Origin of the sequence: Fodinibius roseus, from assembly GCF_900129315.1 — a bacterium.
In the GTDB taxonomy this organism is placed as follows: domain Bacteria; phylum Bacteroidota; class Rhodothermia; order Balneolales; family Balneolaceae; genus Fodinibius; species Fodinibius roseus.
The window spans coordinates 16867-33328 of sequence record NZ_FQUS01000010.1 but is presented as its reverse complement, the minus strand read 5'-3'; the positions used below and the strand labels follow the sequence as shown (position 1 = coordinate 33328).

Genomic DNA, 16462 nt, shown 5'->3' with positions numbered 1-16462 from the left:
TCAAAAGCCTGGCTAAAATGAACTTCACATGATTATCCCGATTTATTTATTTGGTATCTATACGAGAATTTGAAATAACTCGCGTAATTAAAGATCACAGCTAACAAATGGGGTCGCTGTGGTAGGCGCACCCGCTATATATTATTTTCAAACACAAGTAAACACAAAGCACAGGTCTGATAATCCGTCTATTATTCCACCCGGGTTGGTAGAAAATATGGATTCACCGTTTCCCGATTGTTTCTTTCTCAAGGGCGTTCAAAAATACCTCGTTTTGCTGCAGCCGGATATAGTACTCGTCCACCCGGGTTTCCGTTTCCCGCTGCTTGTCAAACGCTCCCAGCGCCTCAAATATTTTGGCCCGGTAGCGATGCGCCTGTCGCGCCATCCAGGAATCAGGAAAACTGCGCGCCGAAACGGTAAACAGCTCCAGGGCTTTTTTTAGCGAAGAGGTATCGCCCTCCCGGTACTGTTGTAATCCTTTGCGAACATTTGACCTCCATTTACGGGCGACCGGTTTCATCCGGTCAGCCTCCTGTAACACCTCAAACGGCTTAACGTTGGCCCGGGAACCGGTATCATAAACCGGAGGGATTTCCCTTGAAAAAAACAATTCAAGGGCCTCCCGGTAGGCCTGGGCTTCCCGGAGATTATAATCCCGGTTTTTCAATCTCTGTTCCTCTTCCGGATTCGTAAAGAATGACGCCTCTGCCAAAACGGCCGGTATACCGTAGGTCCCACGCAAAACCGAGGCCCCGCTCCCCGGAAAGATGACGTGGTCGGATACAAGGCTTGCCGGATTCTGATGATCGTATAAGTACTCAGACAGACTTTCGATCAGCAATTCACCCAGCATAACGCCCGCCTGGTTCTCCGAAGCATTGCCGTGAAAATAAATGATGGGAAAATTAACAGAAGTATCTGCAGTGGCGTTATGATGGATAGAAACAAAAACGTCGGCCTGCTGCTCGACAGCTTTCTGTGATCGTTCTGACAAGGTCACTTCGGTGTCTTCCGTGCGGGTCATCACCACTGTTGCCCCATCTCTTTCAAGGAGTTCCCTTAGTGCCAGTCCCACCCGCAGGTTGATCCACTCCTCGCGCTCACCCTTCGGGCCTACCCGATATTGATCAGTATCAGCTGTACCCCCGTGACCCGGATCCAGGCATATGATCTTCCCCTGCAGCGGGCTTTGCGTTTCCTGGGCAAGGCCGGAAAAAGTGAAGCTTCCCCATATAGCGAATACCAAATAAAACAGACGAACAGATAATGTCATAATAGTATGAAATTTATTATTGGGTTGCCAATACCGATAGCTTCCGGCATGCGATATAATATAGCTTTATTCAGGCACTATCTGCACTCCTCCCAGGCTGTTTCACTGATTTTTCACATAACGGATAAAACATTACTCTGTCCTTGTGGTTCTTGCTGAGGATTATAATATCCCGTATGCATGAGGCTCATAAACCATGATTCACAGAAATAAATACTACAAAACGTGATTATCCTGTATCGAGCATTCTTTTTTAATCCAAGATTTTTCAACTCCTGTTTTTCTCCCTCTTTACCAATTGTACATATCCGCCGTTAGAATGATATTCCCCTGCCGATGATCCAAGTAGCGTCGGGACTCCAGGTAGCGGTCGAGGTTGTAGGGATCAAAATTTTCTGCGGATGAGTCTACGCTACTCACATGCACGCGTCCCGAGGAATGAATAAACTGCATCTCGCCTATCCACATACCCACGTGAACGACCCTGCGCGGTTCGGTTTTGGTTGCCGGTCGACCAAAAAACAACAAATCTCCCGCCTGCAACTGATCGAAGTTTTTCTGATTATCAACCAGTGCCCCTGCCTTTATCTGTTGAGAAGCATCCCGGGGAAGGATCATCCCGTTCATAAAATAGATCGTTTTGGTAAACCCGCTGCAATCCATCCCCTTGGTAGAGGTCCCTCCCCACAGGTAGGGGGCTCCCATCATGGTCTTTGACGTTTCAATCAACGAGGCCTGGCTGGTGTCCAGCTCCTCATTCCACTCCTCAAAAGGTTTTGCTTCTCTGGCGGGGACATATCCACGGCGGCCGTCCGGGTAGGATACCTCGTAGAACGACGCCGTTTGTCCCTCCAGTCTGAGGAGGCTGCCGGCTACCAGATCACTCACTTTTCCCGACGATTCATCGGGCTCCCGATAAGAAAAGCCATAGGTTTTGAGGTAAATAAGTTTAGGAGCGTCTTTCCATGCCTTGTAGTGCGACCGGTTCATCTGCTCAATACCCCCGCCATCCACCCAGGAAAGGTAGTCGTCCGGCGTTTTTACCAGGTACCAGCCGCCCTCTTTTTTGAGCACCAGCAGCGGCATGCCCAGCAGGGCCTGGGTAGCCAGCTGGGCCGGGTGTGCGGGACGCGACCGGATATTGGCAACCGAATTATTGACAATAGCATACGTTTGTCCCTCCAGGTCGGCCGCGGGAAGTACCCGGATGCTATCCCGAAGCGTTAGCTCCAGAGCCGAGAGGGAGTCCAGCAGGGCCGCCTTCGCTCCGGATATAGTGGTCTCTCCTTTTAATAACCACTCTCCATTTATCTCCTCTGCCTGTACCTCAAACAAAGCAACCCGACTGTCAGGGGCGAAATGCACTTTTGTATTTTCGATAACCTGCTCAACTTCCGGTTTCGGCTCTGGATCACATCCTGATCCTGTCGCTAAGAGCAATAGGGCTGCAGATAATAATTTCGGTAGCGATCTCATTGTCGGGTTTTGGTTATTGGTTACTAGTGATTTTTGGAAACCAGGGGAGGCAACACTTCCCCCTGAGCGATTGAAACTGCTGTGTACAGGCAGTATATAAAGATTTTGAAATCGCAAAATACTAAACATACAAAACGCAGCGATCTCGATCTTTACTTTTTTTCCGACATCGAATTCGTTAGCCGTTACAGGAGGAAAAGAGTTTATTCCACATCCCACCAGAGGCGGCCATACAGAGTATTATTCCCCTCACCAAACTGGCGCTGGACGGCTTCATTATAATTTTCGGTGTTGTTGAGCGCCTCTTCGGAAGCGTAACTTTGGCGCAGGGGTACTTCCCTGCCGTTGGGACTGACCATATGATCGGGATAACCCGTTCGCCGGTATTCCGCCCAGCCTTCATAACCGTGCATAAACAGATGGATGTATCGCTGTGAGGCGATCTGTTCCATGGCGTTGCCGGCATCATAGGATATTTCCGGATGAGCATAAAATTCGTCGAACCCATCCGTGCTGCCGGTCCACTGCAACAGCGATTGTTCGATAGCCCGCCTGTAATTTTCCCCGGCATTTTCTGCAATCCAGTCCCGCTCGGCCGCCTCGGCCCGGGCAAACAACACCTGGGCGTACGTTACCAGATAGACCGGTGCGTCCTGAGCATGAATGGCGTCTCCCAGCAGGGAGAGTTCATCCAGGGAAGGAACCTCGTCCTCATCCGTACCGAACGGCAAGCCTACATAATCACCGGAGGCGGTGGCATCGCCATACACCGGAAGCCGCGGATCATCCACCGGCTTCATCATGCCGACCAGATTTTCACTCAATGCCCACCACTCCCTGACGGGAGGTTCCACAATCTGCCCGTACCAGTAGTTTTGATTGTTGGCCTCTGGCAGATGCCGGAAGACGAAATTGTCGTCATTGGACTCCATTATTCCGTCATTCAGCGCATCATTGAACTCCGATTCCGCCCGTTGCGGATCCACCTCGGAAAGACGCAGTGCCATCAGCAGGCGAACCGTATTGCTGAACCTGATCCATTTATTCATATCGCCGTCGTACATAATGTCGTTGCTGAGACCACCCGACGGATTAATTTGGGCGGAGGCTGCTTTCAGCGAGTCAAACAGACTCGTATAGATGGCTTCCTGGGTGTCATAGGCGGGCGTAAAATTTTTGGTTCCACGCAGCGCTTCGGAATAGGGTATATCTCCCCACCGGTCGGTGAGATGCCAGTAATAGTACGCTTTCAATATTCTCGCAACAGCAATCCGGTTATCGACATTGGAATGATCGATAGCCGCCTGCAGGTTAATAAGCGGTCCCTGGTACAGCCAGTAAAAACTGGTGCCCCCTTCCGGGTACTGCGAATCATTTACATAATCGGTTTTAGCTAAAAACTGCGCATTATATTGTCCCTGCGGGGAGGAACTCAGCGACGGCAGAGAAAGCATCGCGTTAGCGATAAGTTGTGGCGCCGAAGCTTCACTGGGAGCGTTGGGATTTTTATTGATATCGTCGTCAAAGCTTGCGATATCACAGCTAAAAGTCAAAAAAGCTACGATCGTAAAAGGTATGAGTACATTCTTCATAATAAATAAATTTTCTCCCTAAAAAGTTAAGCTTATGTTCAATCCGAAAGTACGCACCGTATTCAACTGCCCCGATTCGTACCAGGTGATATCCTGTCCCCCGGTAGAGAGCTCAGACGGATCGAGTCCCTGTGGCGCTTCCTGCCATATCATCCACGGATTGTTGGCAAAAATGGCCAGCTCCACCGACCTCACCGGCCATCGCTCGAGTATTCGCTGGTCGACGGTGTAACCGAATCTCACTTCATTCAGCTTAACGTAGGAAGCATCAATTACCCAGTCTTCATACACCTCGTCGCCGATGGTATCAAAATAGGTACTGGCATCTACATAAGCCGTAACCGGCTCGCCGGTGGATGCCGATATCCCTTCCACTTTAACACCCCCGCCTTCGTCAACCGGATCCCGCACGTTGTTTCCCTTGTCGTTGAGGGCAGCGGTTTCTTTGGCCAGGCCGGTTCTGACCGCAAGCATTTTTGACCGGCTGAAAAACTGTCCCCCCACCTGGAAATCAATCATGGCGCCCAGGCTGAAGTTCCTGTAGCGCAGCACGTTTTGAACTCCCCCCGTGAAATCGGGCAGCACCGAGCCGAAATTATGCGTCGCATCGGTCCACAACGGCAGGTTGTTATCATCCAGAAGAATTTGCCCCGTCGCCTCATCACGCTGGTACGCTCGTCCGACCAGGCTGCCGTACGTTCTTCCCTCGTAGGAATTCATGTAACTCCATGTACTTGAATATTCCGTTGAACCATGCTGGTACCGGTCGATATCGGGATGGAGCCGGACCACCTCATTCTGATTTCTGCCCAGGTTAAAGGTAGCGTCCCACGACAAATATTCCTGCCGGACAGGCGTTCCCGATACGCTGAGTTCAATCCCCTCGTTTTCTATCAGCCCGGCATTAATGATGGCCTCTTCATATCCACTGGCGCCCGATATGCTCAGGGGGATAATCTGGTTCTCATTCTTTTGCTGATAGTAGGTAAAATTGAATTCTATCCGGCTAAAGAAGTTCAGGTCAATACCCGCCTCATACGAGGTCGAAAATGATGGTTCAATATCGGGGTTATTAATCTCATCGGGTACAAGCAGAGTATTCCGGCCGTCATAAACCGTGCCCACACCATATACCGGCTGCGTCTGGTAGGGAGACAGATCGGAGCCGGCCCGGGAGTAACTGAGCCTCAATTTACCGAAAGAAAGAGGATCCCAGTCCACCAGCTCACTGAACACCAAACTTCCCGATACGGAAGGATACCAGTACGAGTTGCTGTCTTCGGGCAGCGCAGAAGATTTGTCATTGCGGATACTCACATCGACAAAATACGTATCGTTATAGCCCAGAGAAGTCAGTGCGTAGGCACTCAAAATCCGTTTCTCAAGGAGATACGATTCATTTTCCGGGCGATCCACCGAGGCTTCGATATTATAATAGCCATCGGCCGTGAGTCCCCCTTCCGTACTCTGATACAAATAGGAGTAATTCCGGTCGTAGACATTGGTTCCGAGCGTGGCATCCAGGGAAAAATCGTCCCAGTTCTGAGAATACTGCGCCTTGAGCTCGTAATTCATCTCCCGGTTCTCATATTTGCCGACCGTGTAATCAGGAGTGTCGGTGCCGCCGGAAGCGGTTTTATACTCGATATTCTGCACATACATATCCCCCCGGATAAAGGCGCTTACGGACAGTTCCGGCAGGGCATTAAAAGTGGCACCCACATCTCCGAAAATACGATTCCGGCTGTCTTCACTAAGATCCTCATGAGCTTCAAAATAAGGATTGGACCAGTACACCGGATACGGCATGGCTCCGGACTCGCCGTCTCCCCAGCCCGAAATATTCCAGTGCTTGACGGTCCCGTCGCTATAGCGGTAATCTTTCAGGCGGCTCATATCCAGGTTGCGCTGAAACCACTGCCGGAAATAACGGGAGCCGTGCTCAGACCCCTGCGGGGGACGCCGGGCATCATTGATGGCATAGTTGAGATTGGTGGAAAAATTCCATTGGTCACTTACATCAATACCGGCGCTGACCCCCAGGTTGTTCCGGTTCAGATTCGAATTGGGGTAGACCCCTGAAATCCGTGAATCATCGAAACTCAACCGGTAATTGCTGCTCTCACCTCCTCCTGAAATCGTAATCGACTGGTTCAACTTATATCCGGTTTCATAAAAATTCCGGATATTGTCCGGATGCGCATCAAAGGGAGTCACTTCCCCGTACTGCGGATCCTGGGGGTAAAAACTGAAATACTCGCGCACCGGGGAACCATCCATCGGCGGGCCCCAGCTCTCGTCCACCCAGGTCTGCACGTACTTCTGTCCGTTCTCAAGGGTATTCCATTCCTGGGAAGAACCGCCCCCGTACTTGTTTTGAAATTCCATAAAATTCGCGGCCTTCTGCACAGAAAAACCGGAATTCAACTCTACCTGGAAATCTTCACGGCCGGCCCCTTTCTCGGTTGTAATCATAACCACGCCATACTGCCCGCGGATCCCGTACAGTGCAGAAGCAGCCGGTCCCTTCAGCACGTTTACGGATTCAATATCATTCGGGTTGATATCCTGAGCCAGATTTCCGAAATCGGCCCCGGCGCTGCCGGCAAAATTGGCATTCGAGATGGGCGTTCCATCAACCACAATCAGCGGCTGACCTTCACCGCTCAGGGAGTTTATCCCCCGGATTTTAATGGTCTGGGTGCCTCCCAGGCTTGCCCCCGAAGAACCGGTAATCTGTACGCCCGCAATTTTACCGGCCAGCGAACCGATCACATTCTGTTCTTTCGAGAACGTCAGGTTTTCACCATCGACCTGCTGGGTAGAGTAACCGATCGAACGTTCCTCCCGCGAAATGCCCAGTGCAGTCACAACCACATCCTCAAAAGTCTGCACCTGAGGTTGTAGCTCAGCATTTATCGTACTTCGCCCGTCAATCGGGGTCTCCAATTCCTGGTAACCAATAAATGAGAAGGTTAACGATTGGGCATCATCGGGGGCAGTCAAACGGTATTCCCCATCCTCATCGGTCGAAGTTCCCACCGAGGGGTCACCGGTAACGACCACATTCACCCCGGGCAGCGGATCCCCTGTTTCAGCGTCCGTCACTCTGCCCGATAGTTCCTGCTGCAGACGAATAAGTGAGGGAAGCCGGTAAAGACGTTTACGCAATACGATCTCACGCATCTTCGATATCGTTGCCTCATACCCTGTAAACGCAAGCACCTGCTGCAGCGCCTCCCCCACGGGGACATACCGAAGCTGTATTGTGACAGGACGCTTCAGCGAAAGAAGTCCGGCATTGTAAGCGAGGCCCAGATCCGCTTTGGCTACAATATCCTCCAGTATTTGTCGAATCGGGATCTCTTCCGCATCCACCGACACGAGGCGCTGCAGTTCCGGCAAGCGGTCGGAATAATCACTGACGGAGTAAAATGACTGGTCAACGGATTCAACGGAAGCCGAGGTAAGGTATTGTCCATTGGCTTCGGCATAAAACCCATGACTGATGAGGAAGCCAAATGCCAGTATCATTATTCTCCATAAAACTGATCTCTTCTCTTTGTCCTGTGTCATTATTTCCATCATTCTCTGGTTTATAATTATATGACTTTGATGATGTAAAACCCGATCACTGCTGATAAAAGGTGACCTTATTATCCTTCAGCTCATACTCGATATTCAGAGACATCGCTATTACATCCAGTACATTCCGGATGGAACGACTCTTCAGAAGGGCGGTAAGTGATTTCTCCCGGAGCTCCTGGCGATCAAAAGCAACCTCAATACCATACCTTCGCTCCAGCGCAGTTGCCACTTTGTACATCGGTGTTTCCCTGAATTTTAAATATCCATCTCTCCAGCTCAAGTAAAGCTCCATGTCGTCGACCTGCCGGGTCTCAATCCGATTGCTTCTCAAGGAATAACGACCCAGTTCATTAGCGGAGAGAACTGACTTCTGCTCATCTTGAGCGTCCGCAGCCCCAAAAGAAACCCGGCCTTCCTGCACAACTACCCGCACCCCTTCATCCTCCGGATAGGATCGCACTGAAAAGGAGGTCCCCAAGACGCGGGTGACGGATTCCCCGGCATGAATGACAAAAGGCTTATCCGGATTGCCGGCCACATCGAAATAGGCTTCCCCTTCCAGAAACACTTCGCGTACATCGGAGGCGAACTCGGAGGGCAGGGTCATTTTACTATCCGCGTTTAACAGCACCCGCGTGCCGTCACCCAGCGTCGTGTTTGCCCGTTGAGCCTTCTCGGTACTGATCTCCCGGAGCGCCTGTTCCCCGGTTTCCGGTTGGGATTGTGAGCCGTACCAGTATGAACCCAGGCCCAGTAAGCCGGCTATCAGCAGTACCGCGGCTACACGCATCAATTGGCGGGTCGGGGAATGTACGGAAGAGGTCTTCTGAAGCTTTCTGATAGGGCCGGAACGTTTCTCGATATCGCCGCGAAGCTCCCCCTCCTTCCTGAGGCGATTTTTCAGCTTGTCCCATTCTCCACCGATACCCAATTCCGTTTCGGAAGTCTCCCGCTTCCGGGCAGATGTTTCCCAAATTTGCCGGAACTCCTCCATTGTTTTTTTATTTCGAGGGTCTTCCCCCATCCATTGTTCTATAATTTCACCCTCCCGACTGCTGCATTCACCGGACATATAACGGGCAAGCAATGAATAATTCAGCTGGTCAGATTCCATGTTAGCCTTCTTCCGTATTAAGTAACTGATCTTTATGGATAAGACAAGTGCAAACCGGGCTCCCCCTAACGAAATATGAAGAAAATTATATTTTTTTTGAATTGACTTTCACCGCGTGAAAGTGATTTGGGATTATCTCAATAATCCTGGGACATGAGTCATGAAAAAGAAAATTCAGAATTCTGCATTCCCGGGGCATCCTCTTTTAAAAAATGATACTATGCAAAACCGTTGTTTTGCCAAATTTCTGCATTTTGGCGTTTTTAACATCTTTATAAACAGCCTGTATACAGCGGTTTTAAATCGCTCAGGTGTTGGTACTGACCAAAACTCCTGGTTTTTCACCCCCTCTGTTAGAGATGGGATGCTCTTTCAGTCATGATTGATTTCTATCTGTTCCCGAATATGGCTGAGCGCAAGTCCCATGTGATTTTCTACGGTCTTTCGGCTAATACCCATCACCTCCGCAATCTCGTTGTAACTCAAACCATGTTTGCGATGCAGTACAAAGACCGCGCGCCGGCGGCGGGGCATTTCTCCGACAAGGCTCCATATCCGGTTGAGCAACTCCTCATTTTCAGTGTCATCCTCACGCCTGCTTCTCAGCTCCCGACCGTAACCTTTCTCCCGGGTCGCTATCTGCTCTCTCAGCTGCTGTCGATGCTGCTCGCGGTCCATCTGATTCAGGGTCTCGTTACGAACGGACTGGAAAAGATACGCTTTTAAAGAGCTGTATATCGTCCACTGCTCCCGTCCTTTCCATACCTTGTAAAAGACCTCTTGAACGATATCCTTAGCCTGTTCCCTGGAGGCGGTCATCTGAGAGGCAAAGCCGCAAAGGTCGTAGTAATAGTTGAAAAAGAGACGCTTGAAAGCCTGCTCATCACCCTCTCGGATACGCTCCACAAGATGCTGGTCAGAATCATATGTAATATCGTTCCCTCCTTCCATCAACTGTTTTTAACCACGGCAAAATATTCCTGTTCGCCCGGATTTCCGAATCAATAAAACGGGTTTGTATTCAATAGTCTGCTATCGCTAATAATTTAAGGCGTTTAGCGGTTATATTTAAATCATTTAAAGCTTTTTTATAACATGGGTTTATTAGCTGACTATTTCAAAGTAAAATTCTATTCCTATCAAGATCATCAAAATTTCTTGTTGGCAGACCTCTTTCTTCCTTCTCTTTTTTAATCGATGTGGAGCATTCCATTTTTTTTCAGCGACAAAAACCAACAGCAGCGGTCAGTAGCGGCAGAGCTGGAAGCGAAAAGGTCATTGCCAAGGAATAGGGCGAATCGTTTAGACTCTTCGAGCTCATTGTCCGGCCTTGAAAATTCAATGCCCGGAGTGGCGGATGCAAGGCGGAGGAATAAGAAAAATATTTGTTTGAGCCCGATTCTCTCGGGCGAGTTTATATTTTTCTCCGGAGCCGCCGCAACCGCCGGGCGCTTAATTTTCGCAGCCGGCGACTTTTTTTGGGTTCCGTTTTTTTCGTCGATGAAAAAAATGGAACATCACTTCCCCTCAAACGACAAGGCTGCGGCTCCCAGTACCGAAACCTCGTCCAGCTCGGATACCTCTATCCTGATTGACGCGAGAGAATTCGAATAGGCAAAGTCCTGCATCGCCCTGAACATGCTTTCCTTAAAATAGGGGTAGGCCTTGCGAATCGTACCTCCCAGGATAATCAGCTGGGGATCATACGCATACATCACCGCTTTTATCCCATTTCCCAGGTGGGTGCCAAAGGCTTTATACATCTTTTTTGCGCTCTCCCTTCCCTTTCGGGCATTCTCATATACCTGCTTCCCCGACACGTCATACGCCCGTTCAAAGAACATCCCGGAGCAATAGTGCTCGAATATCGAATCTTTATAGGGAAGCATCCCGACTTCCCCGGCCCCACAATGATCACCGAAATACAATTGATCATTCAGGATCAGTCCCGAACCGAAACCGGACCCGAGCGTCAATCCCACCACCGATTCGCACCCGAGGCCTTTGCCGAAAAACTTCTCTCCCAGCACAAAACAGTTGGAATCATTGTTTACATATACCGGTTTATTTAATTTTTCTTCAAGGATCCGCTTCACCGGGACTTTTTCCCACGACGGGATATTCTGGACATCATACACAATGCCTTCCTCCACATCCACCACACTGGGCACTCCGATCCCAACACCTATAACATCGGAAGTTATAACTTTTCGGATCAGGACTTCTATCTGTGTGAGCAGGTCCGAGGGATCGTTGCTGTCAACAATCTCCTCTCCCTCCAGCTGTTCGATACTATTTCCACGGACACGCCCCACCCGTACATTCGTAGCTCCGAGGTCGACACCGACAAAAGATTGCTGCTTCATTTCCTCTGTATTCATATTCACTGTTTCCGCTGGTAATTTAAGATAGTGTTAGCTGACGTATGCTTCTTCCTGTTGCTCCCCTCGCCCTTTCCCCTTCTCTTTCCCGGAAAATTCGATCGTCTTATTGGTAACCAGGGGATCCGCCCAGAATCCGATGCTCAGGATATATCCGAACGTTAGATACAGGAAGAACATGCCGGATCTCAATCCCAGCACATCCCCGAGCGAACCGACAACCAGCGGTACCACCGCGCCCCCGACGATGCCGGTCACCAGAATCCCCGAGAACGAACCATGGTTCTCCCGAACAGAGTTTAATGCAAGTGAAAATATGACCGGCCACATCACCGCTATTAAGAAACCGATGGCGGGAAAAGCATATAAAGCGATCTCCCCGCTCCCGAAAAGGGCAAGCGTCAGGCAAAGCAGGGCCCCGGTTGTAAAAGAAATCAGTACCTTCCGGCTGTCCATCACCTTCAGCAACAGGAGCCCCAATACCGTGCCGGCCGTCATCATTCCCCAGAACCAGGAGACCGTACTGGCACCCGTGGTTTGGGGATCATAGCCGTGATAGGTCGAAAGAAATTCGGAGATCCAGTTCGCGACGCCCTGTTCAGATCCCACATAGCAGAAGATGCCCAGAAAAAACATCCACACCATCGGCTGCTTTAGCAGCTCGAGCGTTTCGAGCATCCCCACTTTCTCATCCTCCTTTCGTTCTACCTCCGGAAAATGGGATAGCAGTATGACAACCACCATGACCAGCGAGACGAGGGCAAAAATCCAGTAGAGTGATATCCAGGGCAGCTCCTCGGGGACGACCGCAGCAAGCGTGGCAAGAAGAAACCCCTCGGTGGCGCCGCTGTCCAGATTAACAACCAGGTAGGAATAGACCAGGGGACTCAAAAAAGAGGCGAGCCCGAAAAACAGCTGTCCCAGCTGAGAGTTAAACGCAAAATGTTCCTCTCCACCGGCTTCCCGCAACAAGGGGTTAATAGCCACCTGCAGCATCGCCATGCCCGTCCCAATCAGAAACAGCGAGACAATAGCTATCAGGTAGTTCGGGAAGAGGCCGAACAGCAGCGCCCCGCTAAAGGCCACGAGGAATGCACTCACCATAATTTTCTTTTCACTGTAAAACTCAATCAGTAATCCCGAAGGAATGGACATCGCCCCATAGGCAATAAAGAAAGCAAAGGGGAGCACCGCCACCAGGGTGAGACTCAGGTCGAAATCCTCAATGATCTCCGGAACGAGAGGACCGATAATATTGGTTAGAAAAGAGATGACAAAAAATATTAACAGGATGAGTCCTACGAGGTAATAGTTCCGTTTCATATGTTGTATGATTTATTTTGACAATACTATTCCGGCCAAGGCGAAGCCGCATTTCTCTCGCACTTGTCTATGGTTTGCTTTTGCCCGCGATCCCGTTTTTCGGGAACATTCCGGGCGAAATGTTCTACAGTAAGATTGAACAGTTGTATGCTCCATTATCCGTTATCAGTTATCCGTGCCCTCCGAAACCGCGGCTCCCGCTTTTTCCAGCAGCTTTTTGGTTGCCCGTATTCCCTCATACTCCCCCAGTTCACCCGAATATTCGATACCTATGTAGCCGGTATATCCCGCCTCTTTTACAATCGTGAGCATTCGTTCATAGTCGATATTCTTCTCATTCCCCTGCTCGTCAAACGCCATGCCCTTGGCACTGACGCCCATGGCATAGGGCATCAACTCTTGTACGCCCTTGTAACGATCGTATTCATTGTCATCCGATACCCTAAAATTCCCGAAATCGGGCAGGGTTCCGCAGTTATCCATTCCCACCTCTTCAATGACCCCGGAAAGCCACTGTCCGTCTGAAGAATAGCCCCCGTGATTCTCCACAATCACATTAATTCCGAAATCTTCCGCATAGGTCGACAGGCGACTGAGACCGTCCACTGCCGCCTTTTTTTGTTCAGATCTTGTGCCTTCGCCGCGGGTATTCACCCGGATGGAATGACAGCCCAGGTGTTCTGCAGCATGCACCCATTTATAATGATTTTCAACAGCCTCGGTCCGCTCCGACTGGTCCGCGGTGGCCAAATCTCCCTCTCCGTCGACCATAATGATAAGCTGCTCGACACCCAGGTCGGCACACCGGCTGTTCATTTCGTCCAGGTACGAGGTATCCTCGGCCTTATCCATAAAGAACTGGTTCACGTACTCCACCGCATGGATGCCGAACTCCTCCTTTGTAATTTTGGGAAAATCAAGATGATCGATCTTTCCATCAAAAAGATGGTTGTGCAGGCTCCACTCGGCCAGTGAAATATCAAAAAAAAGATCCGGGGAGGCCGCCCGACTGTTACAGGCTGATATCAAACCCGGTACGCTGGTAAACACCGCAGCAGTCATTCCCAATTGAACAAATTCTTTCCTATCCATAGCTGTTGTCTTTTAGTTATAAGTTTTTTTTGAATTCAAGCATAAGTATACAAACATACAGAGCTGCTCACAGCAGAACACCCGTTAGTCGCGGTGGCCGATTCCGTCGGGGATTCCCTTGTAGTAGCGAAACCCTTCAACCGCGGTCCCATCTTTTTGGTTGTCATAGACCCGGCTGCGCATTTTTTTCAGAAACGCCTTTCGGTCCTCCGGCTCCAGATCTTCCGCTTCCAAATCGGTCCCGTTGTAGTCATTCCAGGCCGAACTAAACTGGCTGACATGCATAGATACGGCTTCAAACTTCCGGTCAGCGTGTTTTCCGGAGATATCCACCCATGTATTCTGATCCTCTTCTACTCCGCTGAAAAACATGTACTCCTCAATCAGGTGGGCTTCAAGTCCATCCTGGGTAATCTGAGCCGGAAATATCAGGCGCCATTCCGACGCCCGGGCTGCGTCGACCGCCAGGTACGAGGCGCGCCGATGATCGGTTTTGAGCCATTTTTGATATCCATATCCGGGATCAAAAGCAAACAGCACATCCGGCTTTATCTTCCGATACCACTTGACCAGCCGGCGAGCCACCTCTTCCTTGTCCGCAAACTCAAGCATCCCATCCGTATAACCGAGGTTAATATAATTTTCCTCCGGAATTCCGATCTCATTGAGCGCCCGAAGCTCCTCTCCCCTCCTGATCTTGGCCAGCCGGTCGCGGGTCATGTCCGGATCCTTCGTCCCTACATTACCCGTGGTCATCAGCAGGACATACACCTCGTTGCCATTTTCCCGGAGCATGGACAGGGTGCCGTAGGATCGAGAATCATCATCCGGATGCGCCCCAACCAACAGAATCGTTTTCCCGCTCCATTCACTTACCGGTGTTTCCGGCTGAGCCAAAGCAGCAGAAGCTGCAAATACCACCATTAATAAAGTCAGCGTAACTATTTTATTCACATTTTCCATCGTAGTATTCGTTAATTTATATTGCTGTTGATTAATCATATGTAAACAAGCGTTGTTAATTAGCCCGGGTTTTTTACACCGGGTATGCAGCGCTCGATGTAAAATAATTTCAGACATGATGTCCGGTCCTGTTTCAACTCATATGCTGTCCCCAGCCCGGCTGCACCCCAAAACTGCCCAGGGAAGTCGTATAATCCATTAAAAATCCCATTATAGAAGCTCCATGTTCTCGGGATCCCATTCAATAATTTCATTCTGAAAATAGCTCAAATTACTGGCCAGCGCCGGGGCGGCGGCCCGCAAGCCAAAGCTGGCATCCTGCAGCAGTGCCGAACCGTTCCGCACAGCCCCGAAGAAATTGCCAAAGTGGTCATAGCGCGAACTATACCCCTCCGGAGCTTTATATGTAAATACCTCGGGCTCAACGGAGGAAGGTCGCTGCTCATCCCCATATTTCTCATGGTAATATTCCCGGTATTCGTTGCGGACCTCTTCCCCAAACTCGTAGATCGTCATGCCGGGTTCTTCCGGTAGTTTGGCTTTGCTCAGCGTTACCCGGTCTCCACTTATGACGATTTCTCCCTCGGAACCTACAAAACGCATCAACCGCCCGCCCCCCGAGCCGTCCGCCAAATTCACCCGGAGCGTCAATGTAAAGGCCGGGTGAGCCTCCGTCTGAGGATATTCATACATGCCCGTCATAAGATCCGGAACATCCCTTCCGTCATCCCAAAACCTTAGCCCTCCCCTCGCCATAATGCGATGCGGCCCCTTCGAGCCGGTAACCAAATGAATCCCGGAAAACAGGTGCACAAAGAGATCGCCCGCCACTCCTGTACCGTAGTCCCGGTAGTTTCTCCACCTGAAAAACCGTTTGGGATCGAACGGGATTTTGGGCAGATCCTTTAAAAAGGTATCCCAGTCGACATTCCCGGTCGAAGCGCTGGGGGGTATAGAATATTGCCAGGCCCCCATGGCAGAATAACGATCGTAGTAGGATTCCACTAAATTCAGCCTTCCGATTTCCCCGTTTCGATACAGTTCGCGAGCTTTTCGATATACGATATCACTGGTGGATGTGCTTCCCACCATGATGGGGCTACCCCCCTTTTTCGCCGCGTCGATGACTCCGTACCCTTCTTCGATATGCTGAACCATCGGTTTCTCAAGGTAGACCGCTTTATTGCTGCGTAAGGCGTCGACAGCAATGGTATCGTGCCAGTGATCGGGCGTTGCCACGACAACCGCATCCACATCCTCTCGGTCCAGAATTTCCCGGTAGTCGGTGGTGACGGCAAGATCACTCCCAAAAAGCTCTCTGCATCGATTCAACCGGCTCTCATACAGGTCACATGCTGCTACAAGCTCAACCCCGTTATGCTCGAGGGCCGTCCGCCCGTTCCCCTGGCCCATTTTTCCGGCACCGATCAGGGCCAGCTGAATGTGGTCGTTCTTTGCATACTGCCTGGTATCGCCGGGCCCGGGGTCAAGGGTTTGCTCGTTTCCACCTGTACCGGATCCGTGGGATAGAAATGGTGTGCCCAATATTCCAGCCGTGGCAAGCCCAAGCTTTTTTAAAAACGATCGCCGCGCAAACTCATCCGAATGGCCCATAGATTATCTGTTTAGCAATTTATATTACGTGTTATATCCTACA

12 protein-coding genes are annotated in these 16462 nt (G+C 50.4%); 1 reads left to right on the top strand and 11 read right to left on the bottom strand.

Annotated features, from left to right (window positions below; all coding sequences use genetic code 11):
- Positions 1 to 223: 223 nt before the first annotated feature.
- From BUB16_RS10605 to BUB16_RS10585, 5 genes are all read right to left on the bottom strand, one after another.
- Positions 224 to 1276 carry an N-acetylmuramoyl-L-alanine amidase family protein gene (locus BUB16_RS10605; protein ID WP_084088200.1) on the bottom strand — a complete coding sequence of 351 codons (1053 nt, stop codon included), beginning with the start codon at positions 1274 to 1276 and terminating at the stop codon, positions 224 to 226.
- 291 nt (positions 1277 to 1567) lie between these two features.
- Positions 1568 to 2752, bottom strand: coding sequence for a C40 family peptidase (locus BUB16_RS10600; RefSeq protein WP_073063553.1), 1185 nt, complete (start codon positions 2750 to 2752; stop codon positions 1568 to 1570).
- A 203-nt stretch (positions 2753 to 2955) separates the two neighbouring features.
- The gene (locus tag BUB16_RS10595) at positions 2956 to 4344 is read right to left on the bottom strand and encodes a SusD/RagB family nutrient-binding outer membrane lipoprotein (protein ID WP_073063549.1); all 1389 of its coding nucleotides are present in this window, start codon (positions 4342 to 4344) and stop codon (positions 2956 to 2958) included.
- Positions 4345 to 4362: 18 nt separating this feature from the next.
- Positions 4363 to 7920: a SusC/RagA family TonB-linked outer membrane protein gene (locus BUB16_RS10590; RefSeq protein ID WP_244545683.1), complete on the bottom strand. Its 3558-nt coding sequence runs from the start codon at positions 7918 to 7920 to the stop codon at positions 4363 to 4365.
- A 55-nt stretch (positions 7921 to 7975) separates the two neighbouring features.
- The gene (locus BUB16_RS10585) at positions 7976 to 9046 is read right to left on the bottom strand and encodes a FecR family protein (protein ID WP_073063546.1); all 1071 of its coding nucleotides are present in this window, start codon (positions 9044 to 9046) and stop codon (positions 7976 to 7978) included.
- 160 nt (positions 9047 to 9206) lie between these two features.
- Between BUB16_RS10585 and BUB16_RS21210 the strand changes: the two genes are divergently transcribed.
- On the top strand, positions 9207 to 9428 hold the full coding sequence (locus tag BUB16_RS21210) for a hypothetical protein (RefSeq protein ID WP_139240273.1): 222 nt from the start codon (positions 9207 to 9209) through the stop codon (positions 9426 to 9428).
- Here the strand turns inward: BUB16_RS21210 and BUB16_RS10580 are convergent.
- The 6 genes from BUB16_RS10580 to BUB16_RS10555 form a co-directional block, all read right to left on the bottom strand.
- The gene (locus tag BUB16_RS10580) at positions 9419 to 9997 is read right to left on the bottom strand and encodes an RNA polymerase sigma factor (RefSeq protein ID WP_073063543.1); all 579 of its coding nucleotides are present in this window, start codon (positions 9995 to 9997) and stop codon (positions 9419 to 9421) included. The genes BUB16_RS21210 and BUB16_RS10580 overlap by 10 nt on opposite strands.
- 566 nt (positions 9998 to 10563) lie before the next feature.
- On the bottom strand, positions 10564 to 11427 hold the full coding sequence (locus BUB16_RS10575) for an ROK family protein (RefSeq protein ID WP_244545682.1): 864 nt from the start codon (positions 11425 to 11427) through the stop codon (positions 10564 to 10566).
- 33 nt (positions 11428 to 11460) lie between these two features.
- Positions 11461 to 12750 carry a sugar MFS transporter gene (locus BUB16_RS10570; protein WP_073063539.1) on the bottom strand — a complete coding sequence of 430 codons (1290 nt, stop codon included), beginning with the start codon at positions 12748 to 12750 and terminating at the stop codon, positions 11461 to 11463.
- A gap of 165 nt (positions 12751 to 12915) precedes the next feature.
- The gene (locus BUB16_RS10565; RefSeq protein ID WP_073063536.1) at positions 12916 to 13842 is read right to left on the bottom strand and encodes a sugar phosphate isomerase/epimerase family protein; all 927 of its coding nucleotides are present in this window, start codon (positions 13840 to 13842) and stop codon (positions 12916 to 12918) included.
- Between the two features lie 84 nt (positions 13843 to 13926).
- A complete protein-coding gene (locus BUB16_RS10560; RefSeq protein ID WP_073063863.1) occupies positions 13927 to 14805 on the bottom strand; it encodes a PIG-L deacetylase family protein in 879 nt (292 codons plus the stop codon).
- A gap of 210 nt (positions 14806 to 15015) precedes the next feature.
- Positions 15016 to 16419 carry a Gfo/Idh/MocA family protein gene (locus tag BUB16_RS10555; RefSeq protein WP_073063532.1) on the bottom strand — a complete coding sequence of 468 codons (1404 nt, stop codon included), beginning with the start codon at positions 16417 to 16419 and terminating at the stop codon, positions 15016 to 15018.
- Between the last annotated feature and the right edge of the window lie 43 nt (positions 16420 to 16462).

Bases quoted from the DNA above. Each gene is read 5' to 3' on its own strand.
- BUB16_RS10565 (WP_073063536.1), bottom strand. From the start codon at position 13,842: ATGGATAGGAAAGAATTTGTTCAATTGGGAATGACTGCTGCGGTGTTT.
- BUB16_RS10555 (WP_073063532.1), bottom strand. From the start codon at position 16,419: ATGGGCCATTCGGATGAGTTTGCGCGGCGATCGTTTTTAAAAAAGCTT.
- BUB16_RS10570 (WP_073063539.1), bottom strand. From the start codon at position 12,750: ATGAAACGGAACTATTACCTCGTAGGACTCATCCTGTTAATATTTTTT.
- BUB16_RS10590 (WP_244545683.1), bottom strand. From the start codon at position 7,920: ATGACACAGGACAAAGAGAAGAGATCAGTTTTATGGAGAATAATGATA.
- BUB16_RS10600 (WP_073063553.1), bottom strand. From the start codon at position 2,752: ATGAGATCGCTACCGAAATTATTATCTGCAGCCCTATTGCTCTTAGCG.
- BUB16_RS10560 (WP_073063863.1), bottom strand. From the start codon at position 14,805: ATGGAAAATGTGAATAAAATAGTTACGCTGACTTTATTAATGGTGGTA.
- BUB16_RS10605 (WP_084088200.1), bottom strand. From the start codon at position 1,276: ATGACATTATCTGTTCGTCTGTTTTATTTGGTATTCGCTATATGGGGA.
- BUB16_RS21210 (WP_139240273.1), top strand. From the start codon at position 9,207: ATGAAAAAGAAAATTCAGAATTCTGCATTCCCGGGGCATCCTCTTTTA.
- BUB16_RS10580 (WP_073063543.1), bottom strand. From the start codon at position 9,997: ATGGAAGGAGGGAACGATATTACATATGATTCTGACCAGCATCTTGTG.
- BUB16_RS10585 (WP_073063546.1), bottom strand. From the start codon at position 9,046: ATGGAATCTGACCAGCTGAATTATTCATTGCTTGCCCGTTATATGTCC.
- BUB16_RS10595 (WP_073063549.1), bottom strand. From the start codon at position 4,344: ATGAAGAATGTACTCATACCTTTTACGATCGTAGCTTTTTTGACTTTT.
- BUB16_RS10575 (WP_244545682.1), bottom strand. From the start codon at position 11,427: ATGAATACAGAGGAAATGAAGCAGCAATCTTTTGTCGGTGTCGACCTC.